Origin of the sequence: Nonomuraea sp. NPDC050022, assembly GCF_044460705.1 — a bacterium.
Classification (GTDB): Bacteria; Actinomycetota; Actinomycetes; order Streptosporangiales; family Streptosporangiaceae; genus Nonomuraea.
The window spans coordinates 895,396-921,308 of sequence record NZ_JBITKE010000003.1 but is presented as its reverse complement, the minus strand read 5'-3'; the positions used below and the strand labels follow the sequence as shown (position 1 = coordinate 921,308).

Annotated in this window: 25 protein-coding genes; 11 read left to right on the top strand and 14 right to left on the bottom strand. The window is 67.2% G+C overall.

Going from position 1 to position 25,913, the window contains the following annotated elements; genetic code table 11:
* Nucleotides 1-11: 11 nt before the first annotated feature.
* Entirely contained in the window at nucleotides 12-812 is an 801-nt protein-coding gene (locus ACIBO2_RS15715; RefSeq protein WP_397297500.1) for a helix-turn-helix transcriptional regulator, read from the bottom strand.
* Nucleotides 813-1,288: 476 nt separating this feature from the next.
* On the opposite strand from ACIBO2_RS15715, the gene ACIBO2_RS15710 reads away from it, so the two are divergent.
* Nucleotides 1,289-1,756, top strand: a complete 468-nt coding sequence (locus ACIBO2_RS15710; protein WP_397297498.1) for an ATP-binding protein — start codon at nucleotides 1,289-1,291, stop codon at nucleotides 1,754-1,756.
* 271 nt (nucleotides 1,757-2,027) lie between these two features.
* Here the strand turns inward: ACIBO2_RS15710 and ACIBO2_RS15705 are convergent, their stop codons facing one another.
* Together ACIBO2_RS15705 and ACIBO2_RS15700 are read right to left on the bottom strand one after the other, a co-directional pair.
* Nucleotides 2,028-3,215 (bottom strand): cytochrome P450, encoded by a 1,188-nt coding sequence (locus ACIBO2_RS15705; RefSeq protein ID WP_358539101.1) that lies wholly within the window; start codon nucleotides 3,213-3,215, stop codon nucleotides 2,028-2,030.
* A 361-nt stretch (nucleotides 3,216-3,576) separates the two neighbouring features.
* The gene (locus tag ACIBO2_RS15700) at nucleotides 3,577-4,101 is read right to left on the bottom strand and encodes a hypothetical protein (RefSeq protein WP_397297495.1); all 525 of its coding nucleotides are present in this window, start codon (nucleotides 4,099-4,101) and stop codon (nucleotides 3,577-3,579) included.
* A 978-nt stretch (nucleotides 4,102-5,079) separates the two neighbouring features.
* On the opposite strand from ACIBO2_RS15700, the gene ACIBO2_RS15695 reads away from it, so the two are divergent.
* The 8 genes from ACIBO2_RS15695 to ACIBO2_RS15660 all read left to right on the top strand — a co-directional run bounded on the left by ACIBO2_RS15695 (nucleotide 5,080) and on the right by ACIBO2_RS15660 (nucleotide 12,790).
* A complete protein-coding gene (locus ACIBO2_RS15695; RefSeq protein ID WP_358539105.1) occupies nucleotides 5,080-5,925 on the top strand; it encodes a fumarylacetoacetate hydrolase family protein in 846 nt (281 codons plus the stop codon).
* Nucleotides 5,922-7,232, top strand: coding sequence for an L-fuconate dehydratase (locus ACIBO2_RS15690; RefSeq protein WP_358539107.1), 1,311 nt, complete (start codon nucleotides 5,922-5,924; stop codon nucleotides 7,230-7,232). Before ACIBO2_RS15695 ends, ACIBO2_RS15690 begins: the two co-directional genes overlap by 4 nt.
* Nucleotides 7,229-7,963 carry an SDR family oxidoreductase gene (locus ACIBO2_RS15685; protein ID WP_357949902.1) on the top strand — a complete coding sequence of 245 codons (735 nt, stop codon included), beginning with the start codon at nucleotides 7,229-7,231 and terminating at the stop codon, nucleotides 7,961-7,963. The genes ACIBO2_RS15690 and ACIBO2_RS15685 overlap by 4 nt, the downstream gene beginning before the upstream one ends.
* A gap of 73 nt (nucleotides 7,964-8,036) precedes the next feature.
* Complete coding sequence (locus tag ACIBO2_RS15680; protein WP_358539109.1) at nucleotides 8,037-9,062, top strand: sugar ABC transporter substrate-binding protein; 1,026 nt, start codon at nucleotides 8,037-8,039, stop codon at nucleotides 9,060-9,062.
* Nucleotides 9,063-9,091: 29 nt separating this feature from the next.
* Entirely contained in the window at nucleotides 9,092-10,543 is a 1,452-nt protein-coding gene (locus ACIBO2_RS15675; RefSeq protein WP_397297492.1) for a sugar ABC transporter ATP-binding protein, read from the top strand.
* Nucleotides 10,540-11,532, top strand: a complete 993-nt coding sequence (locus ACIBO2_RS15670; protein WP_358539114.1) for an ABC transporter permease — start codon at nucleotides 10,540-10,542, stop codon at nucleotides 11,530-11,532. The genes ACIBO2_RS15675 and ACIBO2_RS15670 overlap by 4 nt, the downstream gene beginning before the upstream one ends.
* Nucleotides 11,532-11,837 (top strand): L-rhamnose mutarotase, encoded by a 306-nt coding sequence (locus tag ACIBO2_RS15665; RefSeq protein ID WP_358539116.1) that lies wholly within the window; start codon nucleotides 11,532-11,534, stop codon nucleotides 11,835-11,837. Before ACIBO2_RS15670 ends, ACIBO2_RS15665 begins: the two co-directional genes overlap by 1 nt.
* Nucleotides 11,834-12,790, top strand: a complete 957-nt coding sequence (locus ACIBO2_RS15660; protein WP_358539119.1) for an aldo/keto reductase — start codon at nucleotides 11,834-11,836, stop codon at nucleotides 12,788-12,790. The genes ACIBO2_RS15665 and ACIBO2_RS15660 overlap by 4 nt, the downstream gene beginning before the upstream one ends.
* Nucleotides 12,791-12,951: 161 nt before the next feature.
* Here the strand turns inward: ACIBO2_RS15660 and ACIBO2_RS15655 are convergent, their stop codons facing one another.
* The 5 genes from ACIBO2_RS15655 to ACIBO2_RS15635 all read right to left on the bottom strand — a co-directional run bounded on the left by ACIBO2_RS15655 (nucleotide 12,952) and on the right by ACIBO2_RS15635 (nucleotide 17,190).
* Entirely contained in the window at nucleotides 12,952-13,371 is a 420-nt protein-coding gene (locus ACIBO2_RS15655) for a GNAT family N-acetyltransferase (RefSeq protein ID WP_358539122.1), read from the bottom strand.
* Between the two features lie 50 nt (nucleotides 13,372-13,421).
* The gene (locus tag ACIBO2_RS15650) at nucleotides 13,422-14,678 is read right to left on the bottom strand and encodes an ATP-binding protein (RefSeq protein WP_358539125.1); all 1,257 of its coding nucleotides are present in this window, start codon (nucleotides 14,676-14,678) and stop codon (nucleotides 13,422-13,424) included.
* A 345-nt stretch (nucleotides 14,679-15,023) separates the two neighbouring features.
* Entirely contained in the window at nucleotides 15,024-15,614 is a 591-nt protein-coding gene (locus tag ACIBO2_RS15645; RefSeq protein WP_397297488.1) for a hypothetical protein, read from the bottom strand.
* Between the two features lie 213 nt (nucleotides 15,615-15,827).
* Complete coding sequence (locus ACIBO2_RS15640) at nucleotides 15,828-16,574, bottom strand: hypothetical protein (protein ID WP_358539131.1); 747 nt, start codon at nucleotides 16,572-16,574, stop codon at nucleotides 15,828-15,830.
* A 10-nt stretch (nucleotides 16,575-16,584) separates the two neighbouring features.
* Nucleotides 16,585-17,190, bottom strand: coding sequence for a hypothetical protein (locus ACIBO2_RS15635; protein WP_358539134.1), 606 nt, complete (start codon nucleotides 17,188-17,190; stop codon nucleotides 16,585-16,587).
* Nucleotides 17,191-17,741: 551 nt separating this feature from the next.
* Between ACIBO2_RS15635 and ACIBO2_RS15630 the strand changes: the two genes are divergently transcribed.
* The gene (locus ACIBO2_RS15630) at nucleotides 17,742-18,917 is read left to right on the top strand and encodes a C45 family autoproteolytic acyltransferase/hydolase (protein WP_397297486.1); all 1,176 of its coding nucleotides are present in this window, start codon (nucleotides 17,742-17,744) and stop codon (nucleotides 18,915-18,917) included.
* Here the strand turns inward: ACIBO2_RS15630 and ACIBO2_RS15625 are convergent.
* From ACIBO2_RS15625 to ACIBO2_RS15600, 6 genes are all read right to left on the bottom strand, one after another.
* Entirely contained in the window at nucleotides 18,904-19,851 is a 948-nt protein-coding gene (locus tag ACIBO2_RS15625) for a DNA polymerase ligase N-terminal domain-containing protein (protein ID WP_358539138.1), read from the bottom strand. The two genes, ACIBO2_RS15630 and ACIBO2_RS15625, sit on opposite strands and share 14 nt — an antisense overlap.
* A 16-nt stretch (nucleotides 19,852-19,867) precedes the next feature.
* Complete coding sequence (locus tag ACIBO2_RS15620; protein ID WP_358539141.1) at nucleotides 19,868-20,542, bottom strand: FadR/GntR family transcriptional regulator; 675 nt, start codon at nucleotides 20,540-20,542, stop codon at nucleotides 19,868-19,870.
* A gap of 25 nt (nucleotides 20,543-20,567) precedes the next feature.
* Nucleotides 20,568-21,593, bottom strand: a complete 1,026-nt coding sequence (locus tag ACIBO2_RS15615) for an MBL fold metallo-hydrolase (protein ID WP_397297484.1) — start codon at nucleotides 21,591-21,593, stop codon at nucleotides 20,568-20,570.
* A gap of 145 nt (nucleotides 21,594-21,738) precedes the next feature.
* Entirely contained in the window at nucleotides 21,739-22,857 is a 1,119-nt protein-coding gene (locus tag ACIBO2_RS15610) for a steroid 3-ketoacyl-CoA thiolase (RefSeq protein ID WP_358539145.1), read from the bottom strand.
* Between the two features lie 43 nt (nucleotides 22,858-22,900).
* On the bottom strand, nucleotides 22,901-23,893 hold the full coding sequence (locus ACIBO2_RS15605; protein ID WP_358539147.1) for a sigma-70 family RNA polymerase sigma factor: 993 nt from the start codon (nucleotides 23,891-23,893) through the stop codon (nucleotides 22,901-22,903).
* A 41-nt stretch (nucleotides 23,894-23,934) separates the two neighbouring features.
* On the bottom strand, nucleotides 23,935-24,873 hold the full coding sequence (locus tag ACIBO2_RS15600) for an NADP-dependent oxidoreductase (protein ID WP_397297668.1): 939 nt from the start codon (nucleotides 24,871-24,873) through the stop codon (nucleotides 23,935-23,937).
* A 77-nt stretch (nucleotides 24,874-24,950) separates the two neighbouring features.
* On the opposite strand from ACIBO2_RS15600, the gene ACIBO2_RS15595 reads away from it, so the two are divergent.
* Nucleotides 24,951-25,913 (top strand): helix-turn-helix domain-containing protein, encoded by a 963-nt coding sequence (locus tag ACIBO2_RS15595; RefSeq protein WP_358539150.1) that lies wholly within the window; start codon nucleotides 24,951-24,953, stop codon nucleotides 25,911-25,913.

Below are 25,913 nucleotides of genomic sequence, written 5' to 3'. Positions count from 1 at the left end.
AGTACCTGCTTTCACTTTATGTCGGCAAGCATGTGGGCCATGGTGTCCCGCGTCTCTGCAGGGCTGGCGGCGATCTCGCGGAGTCGCTCGAATACCACGTTATACTCCTGCAAGCTATTTTCGCCATCCAAAAACAAGTCCGCCGTCCTGGTCTCGATGTAGACAACGTCACGAACGTCTTGCGGAAACTGGAGGATGACGAACGAGCCATACATCCCTGGATGGATGCCCGCCGTGAAGGGGATCACTTGCAAGGTGACATGCGGTTGCTTGCTCTCGTCGATGAGACGTTGTAGCTGCTCACGCATCACCGCAGGTCCGCCAATGGAACGACGCAACACGGCCTCATCAATGATCGCGTAGATGGGGAGCGCGGGAACGCGGGCTTGGCGAGCCAAACGTGCTTTGACGCGTTTCTCTACCTCTTCGGGGTGGAGGTCGGTTAGTCCACCTGGGATTGCTGTACGTGCGTACGCTTCCGTCTGAAGCAATCCAGGTACGAACAGGGTCTCGTAGTTGAGGATTGCCTTGGCTCCGTGCTCAAGTCCGATGTAGGTGGCGTACTGAGGCGGCAAGTCTTCGGAAGCAACCTCAAGCCATGTCTCTTCTTTGGCGAGTCTGAGCATTGTAATCAGCTCGTGCTGACGACTTTCCGGTACTGAATAGATGTCGAGCAGTACTCGCAAAGTTCTCAGCTGCGGTTTGGCTTGTGCCATTTCGATGCGATAGAGGGTCGTTCGGTTGACTCCAGTAGCTTCGGAGATCTCCTCCCGCGATAGGCCGGAACGCTCCCTGAGCTGCCGCAACTCCATGGCGAGCCGCCTCTGGCGCGTAGTCGGGGCCCGTCTCTTTTGAGCCATGCGGGCAAGAGTAGCGGAACCCCTAAGGCTGATGCTCTCGGAATCTGTTGCGTTCTTAACGCCAACTCTGCATCATGTTGCACATAAGCGGTCGTAGCTAATTGCGACTAAACGGACATGATTGGGTGATAGCGAAAATACCCCACCAATTGGAGGGAGTAAATGTTGAGCGCGCGCAAAATGGAACGTTCCATGCATTTGGTGAGATTGTCGGCTCCCGAACGAAGCCCGGGAGCCGACGCAATGAGTGCGTCAAGATCTCCCGAGGTGTCTGCGCCGACTTCTGCTGCTGCGACTGCTGCGGAGCCGAGGCGCTTTCTGGAAGACGTCTACGCGATCAAGGCCTACAGGCTCGACCGCTATGGCATGGCTGTGGCATCGGTCGGATGCAGATGAGTCGTGGCCGTGCAGAGATGGGAGGTGGCGCGGTGAACGAGCGATTTCTGGGTGAAGTCGTGTTGCCGGGGGTGGCGCATTCGGTGGCGGTGGCTCGTCACTGCGTTGGGGAGATGCTTGCGTCGGCAGGGCACCGGGACGTGGAGACTGCGCGATTGATCGTCAGCGAGTTGGTTACCAATGCGCTAATCCATACCGCTTCTGGGCTGTATGGCGGGGTGATCACGGTGGAGGTCATCGCCGTTGATGCCGAGATTGTTCGCGTTGAGGTGACCGATGATGGGGCGGACACGGTTCCTCGATCGCGCGAGTCCGGCGATGACGACTGTCACGGGCGGGGTCTGTGGCTGGTCGAGCAGGTGTCGCTCAAGTGGGGCGTGCGCTTGCTGGGTGCTCGGTCGCAGGCGGTTTCCCCCTCATTGCTCGGCGCCGCACGTGTCAGCCGTGCAGTCGCACTGCGACCAACTGACATGGCGCCCTCCGCGACGGCGCGAATTTAGCGGCCGGGTTATGCGGTGGACCTGCGACTGTAATGAGGTCGTTTATGAACTGATCGCGCTCGGTGGGTTGCGGTTCATTCGCCGGACAGCTCTCCAGAACGGGCAGACTGTCATTCATGAGAGTGATCGCTGGTCGCTCCACGTGGCAAATGACATGTGGATCGCCTTGCTTTTCGGTTATGCCAGATGAAGGATGAGCCAGCTCCCTACGAGTCGGCTGGCTCGCGATCATCCATGGCGGCCAGCCGGTCGAAGGGCGGCTGGCCGGCGATCAGTCCATGACGACCGGCAGTTCCTTGATGCCGTTGATGAAGTTCGACCGCAGGCGCCGTGCCTCTCCCGTTTGCCGCAGTCGGGGATACCGCCGGGCCAGTTGCTCGAACAGCACTCGCAACTCCAGCTTCGCCAGGTGGTTGCCCAGGCAGAAGTGTGCCCCACCGCCACCGAAGCCGATGTGCGGGTTCGGGTTGCGGCCGATGTCGAATATCTCGGCATCCGGGAAAATGGAGGTGTCCCGATTCGCTGACGAATAGAAGACCACGACCTTGTCGCCCTCGGCGATCTGCTGGCCGCCCAGCACCGTGTCCGCCGTGGCCGTGCGCCGGAACAGGTTCACCGGCGACACCCACCGGACGATCTCGTCGGACGCCGTGCCCGCCAGCGTGGGGTCCGCGACCAGGCGTTGCCACTGTTCGGGGTGCTCGAAGAGGGCGAGCATTCCGCCGGAGGCCGCGTTGCGGGTGGTCTCGTTGCCGGCGACCACCAGCAGGAGGACGAAGAGGTCGAATTCATCCTCCCCGAGCGTCTCGCCGCTCTTCTCGTCGGGTTGGATGAGCTTGGTGACGATGTCGTCGCGTGGGTTCGCCTTGCGCTGGGCGGCCAGTTGGTTGGCGTACGCGTACACCTCCATGGCCGCCGCGCCGCCCTGGTCCTCCGAGGTGGCGTAGTCGGGGTCCTGGGCGCCGATCATGCGGTTCGACCAGTTGAAGATCTTGTCCCGGTCCTCGACCGGGGCGCCGAGCAGTTCGCAGATCACGTAGAGCGGCAGCGGAGCCGCCACCTCGGTGACGAAGTCCGCCTCCCCTGAGCACTTGTCGAGAAGGTCGTCGCAGATATCCCGGATGTGCTGTTCGAGCGCTCCAATCGTGCGCGGCGTGAACCCCCGGTTGACCAGCGACCGCCGCCGCGTGTGCTCTGGCGGGTCCTGGTTGAGCATCATCAGCCGCTGCAGCGCCCGCTGCTCCTCGGTGACTTCGTCGAACAGCGCCAGTTTCCTGGACGAGGAGAACAAGTCCGAGCGCCGAGACACCTGTACGACATCGTCATATCGGGTGACGGCCCAGAAGTCGGGCTCGCCCTCGTGCCGGTGTACGGGATCGTGGTCGCGCAGCCAGCGCAACTGCTCGTGTGGCGGGCCGGAGGTCGCGTAACGGTCCTGGTCGACGAGGTTAATATGCATTCGAGCTCACCTCGGGCCTGTCGAGTGATCAAGCGCTTGGTTAAGCGCCTTATTGAAACGTGTTCTATTACGCGCTGGTGCCTCAGTCAACCGCCCGCCCCGCCATCATCCCGATCCCCGCCATCTCGGCCCACCGATCATCCCGGTCCACCGACGCCCGCAAGCTGGCTCTGCCATGCCTGAGGCGGACTCATCTTGTCTGCTCGTCCATGATCATGCCAACCGGTCCGCCCATCCGTCCAGCGGCCCAGCCTCTGCCCTCTCAGCTCTCTCTCAGCTCCTTCGGTGCTCTCCCGGGTGCTCTCCCCACGGCTCTGTCCGGGATGCTGATCGTTGCAAGCGGCCGGGTCGGCCGACCGCGTCAGCGGCCGGACCCCACACGGCTCACTGCGGCACGGGCGCGGTACGACCAGGCAGCGAGAACCAGGCCGATGCCCCAGACCAAGAACTGTGGAATCCCGTAGACGACGATCCACGGACTGAAAATGCCGTCGTCGCTGAAGTCGGTAGCCAACCGCCATGCGGCCCATGCCGTGTATCCGAGCAAGAAGGCCGACACCGCGAACGCCGTGGTGGCAAGCGTCCGGCGCGGCACCCTCCGCCCGGAGAGCAGCGGCACCCAGCGCGGGAAGACCAGGCCCCATGGTCGCACAAAGCTCAGCGCCAGGGTTCCGGCCAGTATCGCCATGGCGCAGAGGATGAGGAGATAGGGGCTGCCGCCTTGCGCGTACCAGTCCCGGAACTTGCCCTCGTCGGCCCAGAGAGGAATTCCCAGAGCCCAGACCGCGTGCAGCGGTATGAACCCGATCGTCGCCGAAAGCGCGGACGCGTAGGCCGCCCGCTTGGCCCAACGCGGGACGGGTACTTCACTTCGCTCACTCACCATGTCCCTAGCGTCTGCGAGCCACCTCGGCCGGGGGTCCCTCGCACGGGTGAACCCCTTCCCTCTCGCGGGTGATCAACGGGACGTTCGCTTATCAGCGTCGTCGCCCGCTGACGGAAGCTTTCTGTCAGAACCTCTAAGGCGATGTCCCCAACGGTTTCCGGATGGTTCGTCACGCGACCGTCTCGGCCCCTGCGACGGTCCGTGGTGGTCGGGGGCCTTGGGAGAGATCCCCCTCTGGGAGGTGGGAGAAGACCGGAGGGATGTCCTCTCCGGGGAGGGGAAGTAGGCGGTTCGTCGTGGTCGGGGTCTGCACGGAGACGTGCTGCCGCCGGGGGAGCGGAGGACCGGAAGTCCGGCGAACGTTCGTGGGCACCGCATTAAGGTCTCGGGCGACCACATCGCCCATTCGCCCTCGCCGCCTACGGCCTACAACCTGAGCTGACATTCCAACCGCTTGCCGGACAGTCCTCCTGTTGGGGTTGGTGTGGTTGGTGACGTCGTTGGGTTGGACCGACCTCCGTCGAAGTGGCTGAGGTCGGTTGTGAGGGGTGGCCATGAGGGGGCGGGGCCATCCCGTACGTGCAAGGTTGAGTAGATTCATCGGGTGTTTGGTGCCATCTGGCGGAGGTTTACCCGTTAAGTGGGGCTTGTGGTGGGGGCGGATGGGGAAGGCTGCGGGGTGGGTGAGCCGGGTTCTGCCCAGGGATTTATGCTAGACCTCCGAGGATCCACCCGTTACGCAGGTGAAAGGAGTCCGCCATGTGGAAAGGGTGCCATCCGATGTATGTGACCGCTGCATAGCGAACCTTCGCCAGAAGGATGGGCCTTACTGGTCACTGCAACCGTTTGTAATGCGACTTCAGCGGCCACTCTCGGCCTCTATGGATCCGATGTATCGCGCGTGAAGGCTTGACAGGCCCTACCGAGGCCGACCAGCATCGTGCTAGATACATCCGATGTATAACTTAAGGATGCGGTGTGAAGCTGCTGCGAGTAGGACCTGTCGGCCAGGAGCGCCCGGTGGTGATGGATGGCGCCGGTAACCTGCGCGACATCGGAGAGCCCGAGATCGATGGGGCTTTCCTCGCTTCCGGGGGAGTGGCGCGCGTCCGCGACGCGCTCGAGCGCGATGCGCTGCCTGTGATCGCGGCCGAGGGGCTGCGAATCGGAGCTCCGGTCGCGCGACCAGGCAAGATCGTCTGTATCGGGCTGAACTACAGCGACCACGCGGCCGAGTCCGGCGCGGAGGTTCCGGCGGAGCCGGTCGTGTTCATGAAGGCCGCCAACACCATGGTGGGCCCGTACGACGAGGTGCTCGTACCGCGCAACAGTCTGAAGACCGACTGGGAGGTGGAGCTGGCCGTCATCATCGGTAAGCGGGCCCGCTACCTGGGCAGTCGGGAGGAGGCGCTCGACGTCATCGCGGGGTACGCGGTGGCCAACGATGTCTCTGAGCGGGAGTTCCAGCTGGAGCGGGGTGGCCAGTGGGACAAGGGCAAGTCGTGCGAGACGTTCAATCCGCTCGGGCCTTGGCTGGTGACCGCCGATGAGGTGGCCGACCCGCAGAACCTGACGATGCGGCTGTCGGTGAACGGCGAGGTGCGCCAGGACGGCGTCACCAAGAACATGATCTTCGACGTGGCGGAGATCGTCCGGTACCTGAGCCAGTTCATGGTGCTGGATCCGGGTGATGTGATCAACACCGGTACTCCCGCCGGGGTCGCCATGGGGATGCCCGGCCAGCCGTACTTGCGTGCGGGTGACGTGATGGAGCTGGAGATCGAGGGACTCGGCCGCCAGCGCCAGACGGTGGGCCAGGCATGACGACTCCCGACGGACAGACGAGCAGCTACCGGATCGTGGAGTTGGAGACGCACGACATCCGTTTCCCCACCTCCCGGGAGCTGGACGGCTCCGACGCCATGAACCCCGACCCCGACTACTCGGCCGCCTACGTGGTTCTCAAAACCGATGACGGCTACGCCGGGCACGGGTTCGCGTTCACCATCGGGCGCGGTAACGACGTACAGACCGCGGCGATCAGCGCCCTCGAGTCGTACGTGATCGGCAGGGACGTCGAGGACCTGGGCGCTCTCTACAAGGAGATGGTCTACGACTCGCAGCTGCGCTGGCTGGGCCCCGAGAAGGGCGTCATGCACATGGCGATCTCCGCCGTGGTCAACGCGCTGTGGGATCTGAAGGCGAAGCGGGCGGGCAAGCCGCTCTGGTTGCTGCTGTCCGAGATGACTCCCGAGGAGATCGTCGATCTCATCGACTTCCGGTACCTGAGCGATGCCCTGACGCCCGAACAGGCCCTAGAAATCCTGAAAAAGGCGGAAAAGGGGAAGGCGCAGCGGGTCGAGGACATCAAGCGCGAGGGGTATCCCGCCTACACCACCTCTCCCGGCTGGCTCGGCTACGACGACGACAAGCTGCGCCGGCTGTGCAAGGAGGCCCTCGACGCCGGCTTCCGCCAGATCAAGCTCAAGGTGGGCGCCGACCTCGACGACGACATCCGACGTTTCCGGGTGGCCCGCGAGGTGTGCGGGGCCGACTTCCCCATCGCGATCGACGCCAACCAGCGCTGGGACGTGGGCGCGGCCATCGACTGGGTGAACGCTCTGCAGCAGTTCAACCCGCACTGGGTGGAGGAGCCGACCAGCCCCGACGACGTGCTCGGCCACGCCGCCATCGCCGCGGGCATCAAGCCCATCCCGGTGGCCACCGGCGAGCATGTGCAGAACCGGATCGTGTTCAAGCAGCTCCTGCAAGCGGGCGCGATCTCGTACCTGCAACTGGACTCTGCTCGGGTCGGCGGTGTTAACGAGAACATCGCGATCCTGCTGCTCGCGGCCAAGTTCGGCATCCCCGTCTGCCCGCACGCCGGCGGCGTGGGGCTGTGCGAGTTGGTACAGCACCTGTCGATGTTCGACTACGTGGCCGTGACCGGCACGATGGAAAACCGGGTGATCGAGTACGTCGACCACCTGCACGAGCATTTCGTCGACCCCGTGGTCATCGAAGGCGGCCGTTACGCCGCCCCCAGCGCGCCGGGCTTCAGCGCGGCGATGCACCCCGAATCGATCGCCGCCCACACTTTCCCCGGCGGCGAGGTCTGGAGGGACGCATGAGTCTCAAAGCGATTGTCACGGGCGGCGGAGCCGGTATCGGCCTGGCCACGGCCACGTTGCTCGCCGAGCGCGGCATGAAGGTCGCCTGTTTCGACATCAACCCGCCCGGTGATCCGTTCATCGGGATCAAGGTGGACGTCACGGACGACGCCGGCGTACGCGCTGCCGTGGCCGAAGCGGCCGAGCGGCTCGGCGGCATCGACATCGTGGTCAACAACGCGGGCATCGGGGCGCAGGGTACGGTCGCCGACAATCCCGACAGCGAGTGGCAGAAGGCGTTCGACGTCAACGTGTTCGGCATGGTCAGGGTGACCCGGGCGGCGTTGCCGTACCTCAGGCAGTCGGAGCACGCGGCGGTGGTCAACACGTGCTCGATCGCGGCCACCGCGGGCCTGCCGAACCGGGCGCTGTACAGCGCGACCAAGGGCGCGGTCCTGTCGCTCACGCTGGCGATGGCGGCGGATCATGTACGGGAGGGCATCAGGGTCAACTGCGTCAACCCCGGCACAGCGGACACTCCGTGGGTGGGAAGGCTGCTCGACGCGGCCGACGACCCGGTGGCGGAGAGGCAGGCGCTGAACGCCAGGCAGCCGATGGGTCGCCTGGTCAGCGCGCAGGAGGTGGCCGCGGCGATCGCCTACCTGGCCGGGCCCGAGGCCGGCGCGACGACCGGCACCTCGCTCGCGGTCGACGGCGGCATGCAGGGGCTGCGGCTCCGGCCGGTCAACTAAACGAATCGACGGACAGCTAAGCCCAGTCGAGGGCCGATCAAGCAGAGGCATTCGAGGAAGGTAACCCCCCACCATGAAGTTCGGTCCTTTAGCCGCAGGCGCGGTCCTCTTGGCGGTCATCACCGCCTGCGGTTCCGGAGGTCAGACAGCAGCCGGAGGAGGCGGCGGCGGGAAGGTCGGCATCGACCACCCGCGCGCCGACTCCGACTTCTGGAACTCCTACATCAAGTACGTCCCGCAGATGGCCGGCGAGCTCAAAGTCGACCTGATGCCCGCGACGAACTCGCAGAACGACGTGACCAAGCTGGTCAACAACGTTCAGGCGCTGACTGGCCAAGGGGCCAAGGCGATCGTGATGGCGCCCCAGGACACCGGCGCGATCGCCACGACCCTCCAGACGCTGGCGAACAAGAAGATCCCCGTCGTGACCGTCGACACCAGGCCGGACAAGGGTCAGGTCTACATGGTCGTACGCGCGGACAACCGGGCGTACGGGACGAAAGCCTGCGAGTTCTTGGGCGAGAAGCTGGGCGGCAAGGGCAAGGTCGTCCAGCTGATGGGCTCCCTGAGCTCGATCAACGGGCGCGACCGGGCCGAGGCGTTCCGGGAGTGCATGAAGGCGAAGTTCCCCGGGATCACGGTCTTCGAAGAGCCGACCGAGTGGGAGGGCAGCAAGGCCGCGTCCATGCTGCAGACCAGGCTGGAGCAGAACCCGGACATCAAGGGGATCTATATGCATGCCGGTGGTGTGCACCTGGCCCCGACGCTGCAGGTGCTGAAGCAGAAGGGCCTGCTCGTCCCCCCGACCGATCCCAAGCACGTGTTCGTGGTGTCGAACGACGGCATCCCGCAGGAGTTCGAGGCGATCCGCAAGGGTGACATCGATGCCACGGTGTCGCAGCCCGCTGACCTGTACGCGAAGTACGCCCTCTTCTACGCCAAGGCGGCGATCGACGGCAAGACCTTCAAGCCGGGGCCGACCGACCACGACAGCACGATCATCCAGCTGCCGAACGGCCTGGAGGACCAGCTTCCCGCCCCGCTCGTCACCAAGGACAATGTGGACGACAAGAGCCTCTGGGGCAACCAGGTCAAGTAATGAAAAATCATGTTGAAGCCCGAAATGTCGTGAAGCGCTTTGGCCCCACCACGGCGCTCAACGGCGCGGGCATCGCGATCGCCGAGGGGGAGACCCACGCGCTCGTCGGCAGGAACGGCGCCGGAAAGTCCACCCTGGTGTCGATTCTCACCGGGCTTCAGCGGCCGGACGAGGGCGAGGTGCGGTTCTCGGGAGAGACGGCGCCCGCCCTCGCGGACCGTGACGCCTGGCGGCAGCGGGTCGCCTGCGTGTACCAGAAGTCGACGATCATCCCGGCGCTGACCGTCGCCGAGAACCTGTTCCTCAACCGCCAGACCACCGGCGGCATGATCAGCTGGCGGACCCTCCGGGCGAAGGCCCGCGAACTGCTGGCCACGTACGAGGTGGAGGTGGACGCGGAGGCACTCGCCGGCGACCTGAACGTCGAACAGCGGCAACTCGTGGAGATCGCCCGCGCGCTGTCGTTCGGCGCGCGGTTCATCATCCTCGACGAGCCGACCGCCCGGCTGGACGGCCCGGCCATCGAGCGGCTGTTCGCCCGCATGCGGGCGCTGCGCGAGCAGGGCGTGACGATGATGTACATCTCCCACCATCTCGATGAGGTGTACGAGATCTGCCAGAGCGTCACCGTCTTCCGCGACGCCCGGCATGTCATGACCAGACCGGTCGCCGAGCTGCCGCACGACGAGCTGGTGGCGGCGATGACGGGCGAGGCCACGGCGGCGTACGAGGCCAGGACCCGCGGCGCCGCGAACGGCGACGTGGTCCTGTCGGCCGAGAGGCTGTCGCTGGCCGGCCGATTCCAGGCCGTCGACCTGGCGGTCAGGAGCGGCGAGGTGGTCGGCCTGGCCGGATCCGGCAGCAGCGGCAAGGTCGGCCTGGCCGAGACCCTGGTCGGCCTGCGCAAACCCGACTCGGGCACGGTCACGGTCAACGGCACCCAGGTCAGGCCGGGCGACGTACCGGCCGCGCTGGGGGCGGGTCTCGGCTTCGTGCCGGAGGACCGCAACCGCGAGGGCTTCGTCCCGCTGCTGTCGGTGGGGGAGAACGGCACGCTCCCGATCGCCCGCAAGCTCGGCAGGTACGGCCTCATCTCACCGACGAGACGCCGGAACAAGGCCTTGCGACTGATCGAGGATCTGGACATCAAGACCGAAGGGCCCGATCAGCCCGTCGGTGATCTGTCTGGAGGAAACGCGCAGAAGGTGGTGTTCGCGCGGGCGCTGGTCGACGACCCGTCCGCGTTGGTGGTGATCAACCCAACCGCGGGCGTCGACGTCAAGGCCAAACAGGCTCTGCTCGGCGCCGTCGAGGACGCGGTCGAGCGGGGAGCGGGGGCCGTACTGGTCTCCGACGAGCTCGACGACCTGCGCATCTGCGACCGGGTGCTGGTGATGTTCCACGGCAGGGTCGTGAAGGACGTGCCGCGTGGGTGGACCGACCATGAGCTCGTAGCCGTGATGGAAGGCATTGAAGAGTGACAACCACACTGTCCGCGCCGGCCCCCAGGGTGCGGCTCGCCAGGTTCCGGGACCTCACGCTGGTGCCGGTGATCCTGATCCTGCTCATCGTGGGCGCGTTCCTGGACCCGATCTTCTTATCGGTCGGCAACCTGACCAACGTACTCCAGCAGCAGGCGTCGATCTCGCTGCTGGTGCTGGCCGAGGCGCTGATCCTGATCGCCGGCAAGTTCGACCTGTCGCTGGAGTCGACGGTCGGCATGGCCCCGGCGATCGCGGTGATGCTGGTGATCCCGGCGTCGGCCGGCGGGTTCGGGCTCGGCCTGCCCGGGCCGTTGGTGATCCCGCTCTGCCTGCTGATCGGGGCGGCGATCGGGGTGTTCAACGGGTTTTTGATCATCAAGTTTCAGCTGTCGGCGTTCATCGTCACGCTGGCCATGCTGATCATCGTGCACGGCCTGCAGCTGGGCCCGACCGAGGGCAAGACGCTGTTCGAGCTGCCCGACTCCATCCTCTACCTGGGCAGCGCCACCTGGCTCGGCCTGCCGGCGGCGATCTGGATCGCGGCCGTGCTGTTCGCGGCGGGCATCGTCGGACTCGGCTACTTCCGGCTCGGGCGCTCGCTCTACGCGATCGGCGGCAACGCCGACGCGGCGCGGGCGGCGGGCATCCGGGTGGACCGGGTGCTGTGGGGCGTGTTCATCCTCGGAGGTACGTTGGCGGCACTCGCCGGTGTCCTGGAGACCGGGCGGCTCGGCGCCATCGGCTCCAACCAGGGCGTGGGCTGGATCTTCATGGTGTTCGCCGCCGCCGTCATCGGTGGCGTCAGCATGGACGGCGGCAAGGGCACGATCCTCGGCGCGCTCACCGGCGTGCTGGTGATCGGCCTGGTCCAGAACATCCTCACTCTCAAGGGCGTCTCCGGTTTCTGGCAGCCGGTCGTCTATGGGTGCATCATCCTGATCGCACTCATCATCAGCCGGATCGCCGGCGGAAAGGCCCAGGACTGATGGAACGCATCGCACTGCGTACCAGGCTCAAACCCGGACTCGAGGAGACCTACGACCGGGAGCACGCGAGCATCCCCGCCGAACTGGAGGCGGTCATGCGGGCCAACGGCGTGCACTCCTGGCGCATCTTCCGCGACGGACTCGACCTGTTCCACTTCGTCGAGGTCGACGACTACGCCGCGCTGCAGGCGGCGCTCAAGGACGATCCCGCCGACCAGGCGTGGCAGGTCCAGATGAACCGGCTGCTCGACGGCGACTTCGACAAGGGCGCCGGCGGGCTCGCGCTGGTCTGGGAAATGACGTGACGAATGCTGACCTGGAGAACGACATGATCGAACTGCCCCGCCACGGCTTCGGAGCGGCGCCGATCGCCGGCCTCTACGAGGCGGTCAGCGACGAGCAGGCACGCGCGACCGTGGACGCCGCCTGGTCTCATGGCGTCCGGCTGTTCGACACGGCCCCGCACTACGGCGTCGGCCTGTCCGAACGCCGCCTCGGCGCCGCGCTCGCCGGCCGCGAGGGCTACGTGCTCTCGACCAAGGTCGGCCGCCTGCTGGTCCCCTCCACCGTGGACGGTCGCGACGAGCAGGGCTTCGACGTACCGGCCGCCTTCGAGCGCGTCTGGGACTTCTCGGGCGACGGCGTACGGAGATCTCTGGAGGAGTCCCTGGCCCGGCTCGGCCTGGACCGCGTCGACATCGCCCTGATCCACGACCCGGACGCCCACGCCGACCAGGCCATCAGTGAGGCGTACCCGGCGCTGGCCGAGCTCCGCTCGCAGGGCGTGATCGGCGCGATCGGCGTCGGCATGAACCAGTGGCAGGTGCCGCTGCGCTTCGTCCAGGAGACCGACATCGACGTGGTCATGCTGGCCGGCCGCTACACGCTGATCGACCAGTCGGGGCTCCCACTGCTCGACGCCTGCGCCGAGCGGGGCGTACGCGTGCTCGCGGCGGGCGTCTTCAACAGCGGCCTGCTGGCCACCTCCACCCCTGGAGGCACCTACAACTACGAGCCCGCCCCCGCCGAGGTGCTCGACCGCGCCAGACGGATCGCCAAGGTCTGCGAGAGGTACGACGTGCCGCTCCCGCAGGCGGCCATGGCCTTTCCGTTCCGGCACCCGGCGGTGGCCTCCATCGTCATCGGGGCCCGGTCACCGGAGGAGGTGGCGACCAACGCGGCGCTCTGGGAGCGTCCGGTGCCCGACAACCTGTGGTCGGAACTGGAGGCCGAGGGCCTCCTGCCGCGACCGGCCTAGTTCTCCCGACCGGCCTAGCTCTCGAGACCGGCCTAGCTCTCGCGACCGGCCTGGCATGGATGGCTGAACGTCCCGGCCACGTAGCCCGCAACTGCGGCAGACGTGGCCGGTTCAGCCGTCTGGGACGTAGCTGGCCTAGCGGCCCGTAGGCGGTAGTCGGTTCAGCCGCCGTAGGCGTAGTTGGCGATCCACAGCCCCGGGATCACTTCCACCTCGTCGAGCCGCTCGAACCCCAGCCGCTCGTACAGCTTCCTGGCCGGCGCGTTGGCCCGGCCGGTGGACACCACGATCCTGCGGCTCCCCGCCCGGCTCATGACCTCCTCGACCAGCGTCCGCCCCACCCCTCGCCGATGCGCCGCGGGATCGACCACCAGCCGGTTGATGTCCACCTCATCCACCGTCTCCTCCCACGCGACGGCCCCCACCAGTAGCTCGTCCTCGTCGAACGCCCCCACCCACCGCAGCGGCTGCGCCCGCAGCTCATCGAGCGTCTCACTCAACGGGGGAATCCGGTCATCCTCGATGATCTTCGCCTCGACCGCGTACGCGGCATGCTGAACCGCCAGCAACCGAGGCCCCACCGACTCACTATCAGGCGATATTTCGGAAATCTGCATTCCCCGAGTATCTCCTAGCCGATCTCCCACAACGCGCTCACCGGCATCGCCCGCATCCGGTCGCCGAACGAGTAGGTCTGGTCGCCGGTATAGAGCACGAGACCCGCGACGAAGTCGTCCCCGAGCCGGTCGGCCAGATGCCTCAGCCCCTTGAAATCCTCGCTCCGTACGGTGGACGCGGCCTTCACCTCGATCCCGACCACCCGGCCCTGCCGGTTCTCGAGCACCGCGTCGACCTCGATCTTGTCCTTGGTCCTGTAGTGGAACAGCTCCACTCGCTCCTCCGCCCACGTCAACTGGCGAGCGAGCTCCATCAGGACGAACGCCTCCAACAAGGGGCCGAACAGGCTCCCCGGTCGGACCAGGCTGCGCGCGTCGGCACCGACCAGGTTCGCGGCTATGCCGGAGTCGACGCAGCCGACTTTGGGCGTTCCGACGGCCCGGTTGCTGATGTTCCTCGACCAGGCGGGGATGCGTTTGATCAGGAACACCTCTTCCAACAGGGCCAGGTGGCGGCGGACCGTGTTGGCCGAGATGCCGAGCTCATTGCTCAGATCGGTGCCGACGAGGAGTTGCCCGGAACGGGCCGCGACCAGGCGAATCAGGGCCCGCATTTCGTCAGTACGCTCGATCTCGGCCAGTTGGCTCACGTCGCGGGCGATCAGGTCGCCCACGTATGAGTCGAAGAAGTGTTGTCTACGCTTGGCGGTCGGCCGAGCGACAGCCTCCGGGAAACCGCCCCTGACGAGTCGTTCGGCGTAGTCGCCTCGCGAGACCTTCGATGTGTGATGCAGCCCTGCGCCCTCGGCGAAAATGGCGTCCACGAAACCGTCCGGCGTGCCGTCGATCTCTCCCTGAGAGAAGGGCCAGAGCTCGATGGTCTCCATCCGTCCGGGAAGCGTGTCAGGCAGTCCTCGGAGACCGAGCACACGGGACGAGCCGGTCAAGAGATAGCGGCCCGGCCGCGGATCCCGGTCGACTTGGGACTTGATGGCGAGCAGCAGATCGGGGACTCGCTGGATCTCGTCGATGACCATCAGGTCCGGGAATGCCACGAATCCCTCGGGGTCGGTGGTGGCCGCCTGCCGGTTGATCACGGTGTCGAGGTCGCGCCATTCGGCGGTTCTGTCTTTGGCGACCACGCGCACCAACGTGCTCTTGCCAGACTGACGAGCTCCGTTGAGGAGGACGACGCGAGTGTCCGCCAGAGCCTCGGTCACAGCACGTTCGGCATGACGTGGAACGACCCGGTTCAATGCGTTGCTGACCACGGCTTAAGCATCTCACCTACAGCAGCCTATGGCGCTGTGGTCGCCATGATCGTGGCGTTCTGGCCGCCGAACTCATGGCGCTCTGGTCGTGACGATGGTGGTCTTGCCGCGGCGATGTACCGGGCGAGCACGTCATCGGGGATGACGGCACGCGAACGCGGCCTCTGTTCCTGATCGACTGGTGTGGACAACCGACGATCATCGGGGGCCGCGTTCGTCATTCGTACCCGGGGGTGCCTCTCAACCGCCCAGTCGCGTCATGCGTCCACCGGCCGAGAAAGTTCGGCACTGGCGGCGAGCTCGATACCGGTTGCGATATACGTAAGACGCGTCAACGGGGCCCTCCTAATAAGTGGCATTGATGTTCTCCCGGTTATTGGAGCCAAGATCGTTGCTCCTGACAGGAGTCGTCAGACAGCCGAGGCGGGAATCGGTCTTGCTGAGCATGGGTGTGGCGTAGTCGCCGTGCTGCAGGCCGACAGCGTGTCCGGTTTCATGGCAGACCAGCCCGTAGGTGTAATATCCGTTGCCTCGGATGCGAATGTACTGCTGGTCGCAGTTGTACCGCTCGCCGCCGCGCGCATTGCACCACGTCCTACCATCCGCACTGTCCGGGAGGCCGGTCGAGCCCTCCTGGTAGATGATGTCGGTCTCCCCGCTCCCCTCGAACACCGGCGACGAGTCGTAGTGGAAGGCCAAATCCGTGGGGCGGTATTCTCCGTCAATGGCGGCGTTGACCCTCGACCGGTCCTCCGACTCCAGCTTGTATTCACCGCTGCTGTCCATGTAGAAATAGACTTCGCGATTGTCGGTCTGGCAGGGCGAATTTCCCATACCGGTCAGGCAGCTACTGCCGGTGCTTTCGGTCGGGAACATGTTGTCGGTGACGGCGGCCCAGGCCACCCCGACCGCCACCATCAACGGCACGAGAGCCATCGCGACCACACCGGTAACCCGTCGTCGAACGGGCCCGCGACTGAATACTGACACTCTTCTCCTTCGGAAGCCATGAAACACGTACGGCGCCGCACAATGGGCGGCACCGTACGACTCTGGGTCAGCCTTTATCGGCCTCGCCGGTAGCCTGTTCCAACTGGTTTTGGGGGAGGCCTCTTTCCAGAAGCCCGCGAGCAGAGGGCAACCCGATGCTCAGCCGCAGGTGGCCGTCGGCGGCGGTTCGAACTGCTGTCTTTCCCCAGGCTGGGTCGCCTTCAGCTTGGCGGCGAGGGCGTCCGCGCTGTTGCCTGCCATTTCCTCTTCCAGGCCGGCGTTCGGACCGGCGTCGGCCGCCAGCGTGCGTGCCTCGGCGGCGCTCTGCGCGTGGCCCTCCTCCTCGCCCTGGCCGATGATGTCGCCGTCGAAGGGCAGCTCCGAACCTTCGCCGAGCCCCATCCACCTCGCGGGCTCCGGGGCGTCGCCCTCGGCGCAGTGCTGCCCCTCCCAGGTGATGGCCAGGATGTACTGGTGCCCGGGTTCGATGCGCGGCCGATCGTATATGGCCGTCGCGGTCGGACTGTTCAGGTTTCCCTCGGCGAAGGTCCAACCGGACGCGTTGTACTGCCACTCCTTCGGGGCCGGCTGGGTCGCGTCCTCCCGCGACCACAGCACCTTTTTGACCTCCAGATTCACCTTCCGCCCGATCAATCCTTCCCCTCGCTCGATCTCGATCTGGGCGGGCGGGATCGTCTCCTCGGAGGTGGCGCTGACGACGACCACATGGTCGGCGTACGTCACCCAGTCCGTGGCCGTGATGCTGGGCAGGCGGTCGTCTCCGTCGGCCATCACGATCCGGCGCGGTGCGGGCGCGCCGTCGGCGGCATTCACAGTGGCGACTCCCGCGACAGCGAGAGCGGCGGCGAGCCCGATACCGGTTGCGATATACGTGAGACGCTTCACCGGGGCCCTCCTAATAAGTGGCATTGATGTTCTCCCGGTTATTGGAGCCAAGATCGTTATGGCCGGTGGAAGGGGTCACCAGACAGCCGAGGCGGGAATCGGTCTTGCTGAGCATGGGTGTGGAGTAGTCGCCGTGTTGCAGGCCGACGGCGTGTCCGGTCTCATGGCAAACTCTCGCGTAGGTGTAACGCCCGTTGCCTCGGATGCGAATGTACTGCTGGTCGCATTTGTAATGCGTGCCACTGCCCCCATTGCACCACGTCCTACCGGCCGAACTGTCCGGTAGGCCGGTCGAGCCCTCCTGGTAGATGATGTCGGTCTCCGCGCTCCCCTCGAACACCGGCGACGAGTCGTAGTGGAAGGCCAAATCCGTGGGGCGGTACTCTCCGTCAATGGCGGCGTTTACCGTCGACCGGTCCTCCGACTCCAGCTTGTATTCGCCGCTGCTGTCCATGTAGAAATAGACTTCGCGATTGTCGGTCTGGCATGGTGGATGACTGCCGAAGCCGATCACGCAGCTACTACCGGTGCTTTCGGTCGGGAACATGTTGTCGGTGACGGCGGCCCAGGCCACCCCGACCGCCACCATCAACGGCACGAGGGCCATCGCGACCACACCGGTAACCCGTCGTCGAACGGGCCCGCGACTGAATCCTGACACTCTTCTCCTTCACGAAGTCATGGGCGCTTGATGTACCGCTTGATACATGTGCCACCTGGAACATCGGCATGAAACACGTACAGCGCCGCACTGATATCGTTCGCACACGCCGACGACCCGATGTCTCACATACTTCAAATCATTGCGCAGAAGAAATGGCTACAGCCGGACAGAAGGACGCTACGACGCCGTTCTTCCATTCCTCTTCCGTTTCTCTTCCGTTGTAACGGCACCGGCCACGGCGTGTGATGCAGGTAGAAAGCCAGGCTGCAGGGCGCACGAGCAGAACGGGAGTAGGTGCACATGACGCATCGGTCGCTCGCTCATTGACCCCGCCAAGATCTCGACGGACGCTGCACAAGGCTCCGCTCTCTTCGGTGCGGTGCTCGTGCAGCTCAGGCGCAAACGGTTGCCGTCCGTATCTCCGTTACGGGCCGACCGGTAATGGGGCCGCTCAACCAGGGCAGCTTCTAGGTGCGCAGCGTTCTTCGACGACTGGAGGAAACATGATCGAGTACGGTCAACCCAACCCGGCGGCCGGCCCGCCGCTCGTCGCCGTCGAGGGGACGCCTCGTGAGATGGGGGCCGAGATCGGCCGCCGGACCAGCGAACTCGTCGAGCGGAGCCTGGAGACGTACCTGCGCAGGTTCCGTGACGACGTGGGCCTGTCGGACGCCGACGTGCTGCGCTGGGGCGCCACCTATCTCGCCGTGGCCCGGGGTTACGACCGTACGATCGCGGAGATGCTGGAGGGCCTGGCCGAGGGCGCGGGCCGGCGGGTCGAGCACATCACGGCGCTCAACGCGCGTACCGAGCTGCTCTACGGGACCGGCTACCACGACGAGGGCTGCACCTCGGTGGCGATGTTGCCGCAGTACACGCGCGACGGCCACACCCTGCTCGCGCAGAACTGGGACTGGAACCCCGAGCAGGGACCCGTCACGTTCCTGCTGGCGACCCGCGACACCGAGGGCTTCTCGGTGCTCACGCTGGCCGAGGCGGGCATGCTGGCCAAGAGCGGCCTGAACTCCGCGGGCCTCGGGGTCTGCGCCAACCTGCTCGTCTCCGACCTGGACACCGGCGGCGAGGGCGTGCCGTACCACTATCTGCTGCGCGGGGTGCTGAACTCGCCCCGGATGAGCACCGCGTTGCGCAGGACGCTCAACGTGCCCCGCGTCTCCTCGGGGAACGTGCTCATCGCCGACGCCGGAGGTGAGGCGATCGACCTTGAGGTGGCGCCCGGTGTGTTCGGGCACCTGCTGCCGGAGGACGGCCTGCTGGCCCACTCCAACCACTTCCAGTGCCCGCTTCCGCTGCATGACGAGAAGGTGGCGGCCTCGGCTCTGACGCTGCTGCGGCCCGCGCGGATGCGGCATCTGCTGGAGGACGCGGCGCGCGTACGGGCGGTGACCGTCGAGGACATCGTGGCGGCGCTGCGCGATCACTTCTCCTTCCCTGACGGCATCTGCCGCCACCGCGATCCGGACGTCGCGGAGGCCGACCTGTCCACGACGGTGTACTCGATCGTGATGGACCTTGATGAGCGTGTGCTGTCCATCGCGAGCGGGCCGCCGTGCGAGAACCAGTACGCGCGCTGGCGCCTGGACGACGTCTTCACTCAGGGCGCCGTGCCCGCCCTGCACGCGATACCCGAGGAGTCGGTCGGGGCTAGGCGGGGATGAAGAGCCAGGACTTCGACACGCCCGGCTCATAGGGGGAGTCGAGGCGCTTGGCGATCACGCCGGGCAGCCCCTGCTCGCGGGCCGCCTGCCGTACCGGCCTGGCCTGGCCCGGCCACGCGGGGGCGGTCTGCCAGCGGGCGGAGGCCGGCATGAGCGCTTCCAAAGCCGCGCGGCGGGCCGTGTACGGCAGCGCGACCAGGGAGTGGCCGTCGTCGTACAGGAGGTCATAGCAGACCAGAACCTCCGTGCCCGCCATCGTGACCACCTCGCCGTCCAGCACCGCCGTGCGGCTGCCGAACGACGCCGCGAGCGGGCGCAGCCAGGGATAGCGCCGCGCCGCCTCCGTACGCCCGCCGTCGATCGCCACCAGCACGCGCTCCCCGCCCCACGCGAACTCGAACGCGTAGTCGGCCACGTCACGTGGCAGCCGGGTCCGTTCGACCGGAAGCATCGGGTCGAGCGGGGGCAGGGGGTCGCGGGAGGGTGGGTCCATGCGGTGGATCATCCAGTTCTTGCCGTTCGTCGGGAACAGCACGAACCGTCCCGCGGCTCGCGAGCCGTGCAGCACGACCTTGACCTCGCGGTCGGACCACTTCTCGGTCTCGTACGTGCCGCGGTCCCAGACCGTCATCGTGCCGCCGCCGTACTCGCCCTTGGGGATCTCGCCGTGGAAGTCGAGGTATTCCATCGGGTGGTCCTCGGTACGTACGGCCAGGTGATTGACGCGTGGGTCGGCCGGCAGGCCTTTGGGGATCGCCCAGGAGGCGAGCACCCCGTCGCGCTCCAGCCGCAGGTCCCAGTGCAGGGCGCGGGCGTGATGCTCCTGGATCACGAACGCGGCGCCGTCGCCCGACTCGGGGGCCGTGTCGGGGACGGGCTCGGGGGTACGGCTGGCGTCGCGTTTGCTGCGATATTTCTCCAGTTTGTCGGCCACGCCGGGGTATCTACCCTCAGTCGAGGGCCTTGCGCAGCCAGGATTCCACTCCCGCGATGTGCACCGTGGCCCAGGAGCGGGCCACGTCGGGCTGACGGGTCGCGATGGCCTCGTAGATCGCGGTGTGCTGCTCCCGCGTCTTCTCCATCGCGCCCTCCTGGGTCAGCCCGCGCCAGATCCGCGCCCGGGTCGTCGGCCCGGACAGGCTCTCGATGAACGAGCAGAGCACGCTGTTGCCCGAACCCCGCGCGATCCGGTGGTGGAAGTCCAGGTCGTTGGCCACCAACTCCTCCACCGTGGGTGAGTCGGGCAGCGACTCCAGGATCACCCGGAGCTCGTCGATCTCCCCTTCGGTCATCTGCTCGGTCGCCATCGCCGTCGCCGCGGGCTCCAGGATGCGGCGTACCTCGAAGAACTGGATCACCGTGTCGTCGCGATGCAGGTCGAGCACGAACGACATGGTGTCGAGCAGCAGGCGCGGCTCCAAACTGGTGACGTAGGTGCCGTCTCCCTGGCGTACGTCGAGGACGTTGATCAGCGCCAGTGCTCGTACGGCCTCGCGGAGCGAGTTGCGCGACAGGCCGAGGCGCTCGGCCAGGTCGGCCTCCTTCGGCAGCCTGTCGCCGGGCGTGAGCTCGCCCGAGAGGATCATCTGCTTGATTTTGTCGATGGCCGCGTCGGTGACCGCCACGCTTTTCTCCCTAGACATCGGATGTCTAGGATTCTAGGGCCTGGAAGCGCACCATATCGACTCCGGAGACGCGGCGAATCACGCCACGCGCCTCCAGCGTGCGCAGATGCGCGGCCGCCTCTCCCGCGGCCATGCCGCGCAGGACGGGGGACAGGTCGTCCCAGGGCCGGTTCCAGGTCATCATCGCGGCGGTCTCCCAGATGGTCAGCGGTTGCGCGCGCTCGGCCAGGAGGGCGCCGAGTCGCTGGAGCTTCTCCTCGTGATGGTGGCGGATCTCGGCGGCGCGCGCGGCTACATCCGGAAATATCCATTCATGGGCGGGGAGCGCGTCCAGCGGGCCCAGCTCGCCGACGCGGTCCAGCGACTCCAGAAAATCCCCCAACGGATCAACATCGTCCCGGTCATAGGGATAAATCCCGACGTGGGGGGTGATGTCGGGGAGGACGTGGTCGCCGGTGAACAGGCGGTCGGCGTCCTCCAGGTGCAGGCAGATGTGACCGGGGGTGTGACCCGGCGTGTGCACGGCCCGCAGTTTGCGGCCCGGCAGGTCCACCAGGTCGCCGTCGCGCAGCTCGCGGTCGGGCAACGCGGGCGTGTCCGGGCGGCCGGCGGTCGCGACCGCCACGTCCTCGTGCCCGGCCCCCGCCCGCCGCAGCATGTCGGCCTGGAAGTCGCGGTGCTCGCCTTCGGCGAAGCTGTGCATGAGCCTGACCAGCGCGGCGTCCGATTCGTGCATCGCGATCCAGGCGCCGGACTCCGCCCTGACCTGACCGGCCAGCCCGGCGTGGTCGGGGTGGAAGTGGGTGACGACCACGCCTCTGACCGCGCTCACGTCGAGGCCGAGCGTCCGCAGGCCGCCGCTGAGGGCGGCCCAGGCATCCGGGTGGTTCCAGCCGGCGTCCACCAGCACGGGGCCCTTGGGGGAGTCGACGGCGTAGACGAGCGTGTAGCCGAGCGGGTTGCCGGGGATCGGCACGGGCACGCTCCACACCCCACTGCCGAGGTCCTGCGGGCGCTGCTCGGTGTACGGCCTGCGCCGGGTCGTCTTCATGCCTGGGGCCCCCGTTGAGCGTGCTTGTACATGGTCGAGTGTGCGGGACGGAAACGTGAGATCGGTACGGGATTTTCCCGGACGCGGTCGCGCGGCGGGCCCGTGTGGTGTCGGACGTGATCGTGGGACGGCCGTCCCACGTGCGTCACGTGATGCGTTCGATGATCGTGGCCGTCGCCAGCGCGCCGCCCGCGCACATCGTGACCAGCGCGGTCGCCGAGTCGGAGCGCTCCAGCTCGTGCAGCGCCGTCGTGAGCAGCCGCGCCCCCGTGGCGCCGACGGGGTGGCCGAGCGCGATCGCGCCGCCGTTGACGTTGACGCGGTCGAAGTCGGGCTCATGCACGCTCGCCCATGACAGCACGACCGACGCGAACGCCTCGTTCACCTCGAACCTGTCGATGTCGCCGATCGTCATCCCGGCCATCGCGAGCACCTTCGCCGTCGCGTCCACCGGCCCGTCCAGGTGGTAGTACGGCTCCGCGCCCACGAGGGCCTGGGCCAGGATCCGCGCCCGGGGCCGCAGGCCGTGCCGCAGGGCCGTCTCCTCGCTCATCACCAGCACCGCGGCGGCGCCGTCGGAGATCTGCGACGAGGTGCCCGCGGTGTGCCGGCCGCCCTCGCCCATCATCGGCTTGAGCCCGGCCAGCCCGTCGACGGTGGTCTCGCGTAAGCCCTGGTCCCTGCGTACCTGCCCGACGGGCACGATCTCCCGCTCGAACCGCCCGTCGGCCCACGCCTTGGCGGCCAGCTGCTGCGACCGTGCCCCGAACCAGTCGAGCCGCTCGCGGGTCAGCCCGCGCCGCTCCGCGATCCGCTCGGCCGCGGTGAACTGGTCGGGCAGGTCGATGTTCCAGTCGTCGGGCTTCGGCTTGGCCGGCAGGACGTTGCTGCCGAGCGGCGCGCGGCTCATCACCTCGACCCCGCACCCGACGCCCACGTCGATCACGCCGGCCCGGATCATCGCCGCCGCCAGGTGTACGGCCTGCTGCGACGATCCGCACTGCGCGTCGACCGTGGTCACTCCCGTTTGGTACGGCAGCCCCGCGTACAGCCAGGAGTATCGCCCCACATGCCCGCCCTGCTCGCCCGCCTGGGTCACGCACCCGGCGAAGACCTGGCCGACGATCGCCGGGTCGATCCCGGAACGCTCGATCAGGCCGTTGAGCGCGGTGGCCAGCACCTGCTGCGGTTTGAGCTCGGCCAGCCAGCCGCCACGCTTGCCGATGGGGGTGCGGACGGCCTCGACGATCACCGGTGTGCCCACAGTAGCCTCCAGAATGATGCTCTGGACGTGACTGTAACGCGTTCTAGTTTCCGGTGGAAGCCCCGCTCAGCGTCTGAGGAAGCCCGAAGGTATCGAAGAGCCCCAGGTCGAAGAACATCGCGACATGGCTGACCCGCGAGCCGGTGAACGTGAGCACCGGCAGCGAGAACGCGTCATAGACATCGCCGTGCCGCAGATACATCCCGAACGCCGCCTGCCCGTTCGCCTCGACCGGCACCAGTCGCAGGTCGCCGGCCTTCTTCGCGGGACAGTTGGTCGCGATGAGCCGGCCGATCTCCTCGGCGCCCTGATACCAGCCGGTGAACGGCGGCATCTCCCAGACCGCGTCCTTCGTGAACAACTCCACGATGCCCGCCACGTCGTAATTCTCGAACGCCGCCACATAGCGGTCGAGCTGCGCCCGTTGCTCGGCCGTCAGCGGCTCGATCGGGTCGTCGAGACTCGGCGCCACCTCGTCGAGCTGGGCACGGGCGCGCTGCAGCGCGCTGTTGACCGCGACGGTCGTGGTGTCGAGCACCTCGGCCACCTCGGCGGCCCGCCACTTGAGCACGTCGCGCAGGATCAGCACCGCCCGCTGCTTGGGCGGCAGGTGCTGCAGCGCGGCGATGAGCGCGAGCCGGATGCTGTCGCGCGAGGTGACGATGGCGGCGGGGTCGTCGGCCCCGGCGCCGACCATCCCGGTGGGCACGGGCTCCAGCCACGGCACCTCGTTGCCCTCGACCAGAGGGCCGGTCGCCTCGGACGCGGGCGCGCCGAGCCCGGTCGGCAGCGGCCGCCGGCTCCGGCTGTCGAGCGCCGTCAGGCAGGCCGTCGTGGCGATGCGGTAGAGCCAGGTGCGCAGGGACGAACGCCCCTCGAACCCGTCATAGGCGCGCCACGCGCGCAGATAGGTCTCCTGGACGAGATCCTCGGCGTCGTGCACCGACCCCAGCATGCGGTAGCAGTGCGCCAGCAACTCGCGCCGCATCAGGTCGGTCTGCCGCAGGAACTCCTCGTTCGACGGCCGCTCAGTCATGCCTCCCTGTATAGTCCCCGCCACCGACAAATCGACGAGTCTCAGGGACGTACAGAGAGGACGATCTTCCCCGTCGTACGGCCGGACTCGCCCAGCTCGTGTGCTTTGGCCGCGTCCGCCAGCGGCAGCACGGCGGCCAGCTCGGCCCGCAGTTTCCCGGCCTTCGCCAGCGCGGCCAGCGCCTTCATCGCGGCGTGATCGGGCTCGACGAGCATGGCCGCCGACCGGATGCCGCGTTCGGCGGCCCGCGCGTGCAGGCTCTCGTCCAGGAGCATGAGGGCCAGCGAGACGATCGTGCCGCCCTCGCGCAGGGTACGCAGTGAGCGCGGGCCGTAGTCGCCGCCCATGGTGTCGATCACCACGTCGACGTCGCGGACGACCTCGGCGAAGTCCTCGCTCCGGTAGTCGATCAGCTCGTCGGCGCCGAGGTCGCGGAGCCACTCGTGCTTGGCGGCGCTGGCCGTACCGATGACGTACGCGCCGCGTGCCTTGGCGATCTGCACGGCGAAGTGCCCCACACCACCCGCCGCCGCGTGCACGAGCACCCGCTGACCCTCCGCCAGCCTGGCGGTGTCCACCAGCGCCTGCCAGGCGGTCAGCGCGGCGAGGGGGATCGCGGCCGCGTGGGTGTGGTCGAGGTTCGCGGGTTTGGGGGCGAAATGGCGGGCCGGGGCGCTCACGTACTCGGCGAAGGCGCCGTGGCCGTACGGAAAGCGGAGCATGCCGAAGACCTCGTCACCGGGCCGGTAAATGGTCGTGCCCAGGCCCACCTGCTCGACGACGCCGGAGACGTCCCAGCCGAGCACGAACGGCGGCGCCCCCAGCTGACCACCGCCGGCCCGGGTCTTCCAGTCAGCGGGGTTGACCCCGGCCGCGTGCACCCGCACGAGCACCTCGGTCGGCCCCGGCGTGGGCCTGTCCACCTCGATCATCTTCAGCACTTCTGGCCCGCCCAGGGCGTCCTGGCTGATCGCGCGCATCTTCATGCCGTCAAGCTTGCTGCGCCGGGTATCGGGCGGCGAGTGGCCCGGAGGCCAAGATGTGTAAAGATCGGGCCATGCATCGTGTGGTCGTACTGGCGCTGCCGAACGTCATCCCGTTCGAGCTGAGCGTGCCGTCAAGGATCTTCTGCACGGCACGTGCTCCGGGAGGCGAGCCGCTCTACGAGGTGATCACCTGCACGCTCGACGGCGGTCCCGTCGCCACGGCCGCCGACTACACGATCGCCGTCGAACACGACGCGGGCGCGCTGGCGAGCGCCGACACCGTCGTCATCCCCGCCGCCGCCGGCTTCGCGGACATCACCGGTCCGGAGTCGCTGCCTGCCGGGCTCCTCGACGCCCTCTCCCTGGTACGGCCGGGCACCCGCGTCGTCTCGATCTGCATCGCCACCTTCGTCCTCGCGGCCGCGGGACTCCTCGACGGCCGCCCGGCCACCACCCACTGGCGGCACGCCGAGCGCTTCGCCCGCCTCTTCCCTGAGGTGCGGATGGACTCGGACGTGCTGTTCGTGGACGACGGCGATGTGCTCACCTCGGCGGGCGCGTCGGCGGGCGTGGACCTCTGCCTGCACCTGGTGAGGCGCGACCACGGCAGCGAGATCGCCAACCAGGTGGCCCGCCACTGCATCGTCCCCCCGTGGCGGGACGGCGGCCAAGCCCAGTACATCGAACGCCCCGTTCCCGAACCGTCGGCCTCCGGCACCGCCCCCACCCGGGCGTGGGCCCTCCAGCACCTGTCCACCCCGCTCCAGCTGGCCGACCTGGCCGAACACGCGGGCATGAGCAGACGCACCTTCACCCGGCACTTCCGCCACGAGGTAGGCCAGAGTCCCGGCCAATGGCTGCTCCAGCAACGCGTGGAGCTGGCCAGACACCTTCTGGAGAGCACGGACCTGCCGGTGGACCGGGTGGCGGAGCAGTCGGGCTTCGGCACGGCGGCCTCCATGAGGCAGCACCTGCACGCGTCACTGGGGGTGTCCCCGCACGCGTATCGCCGTACCTTCAGGGCCGTCGGCTGA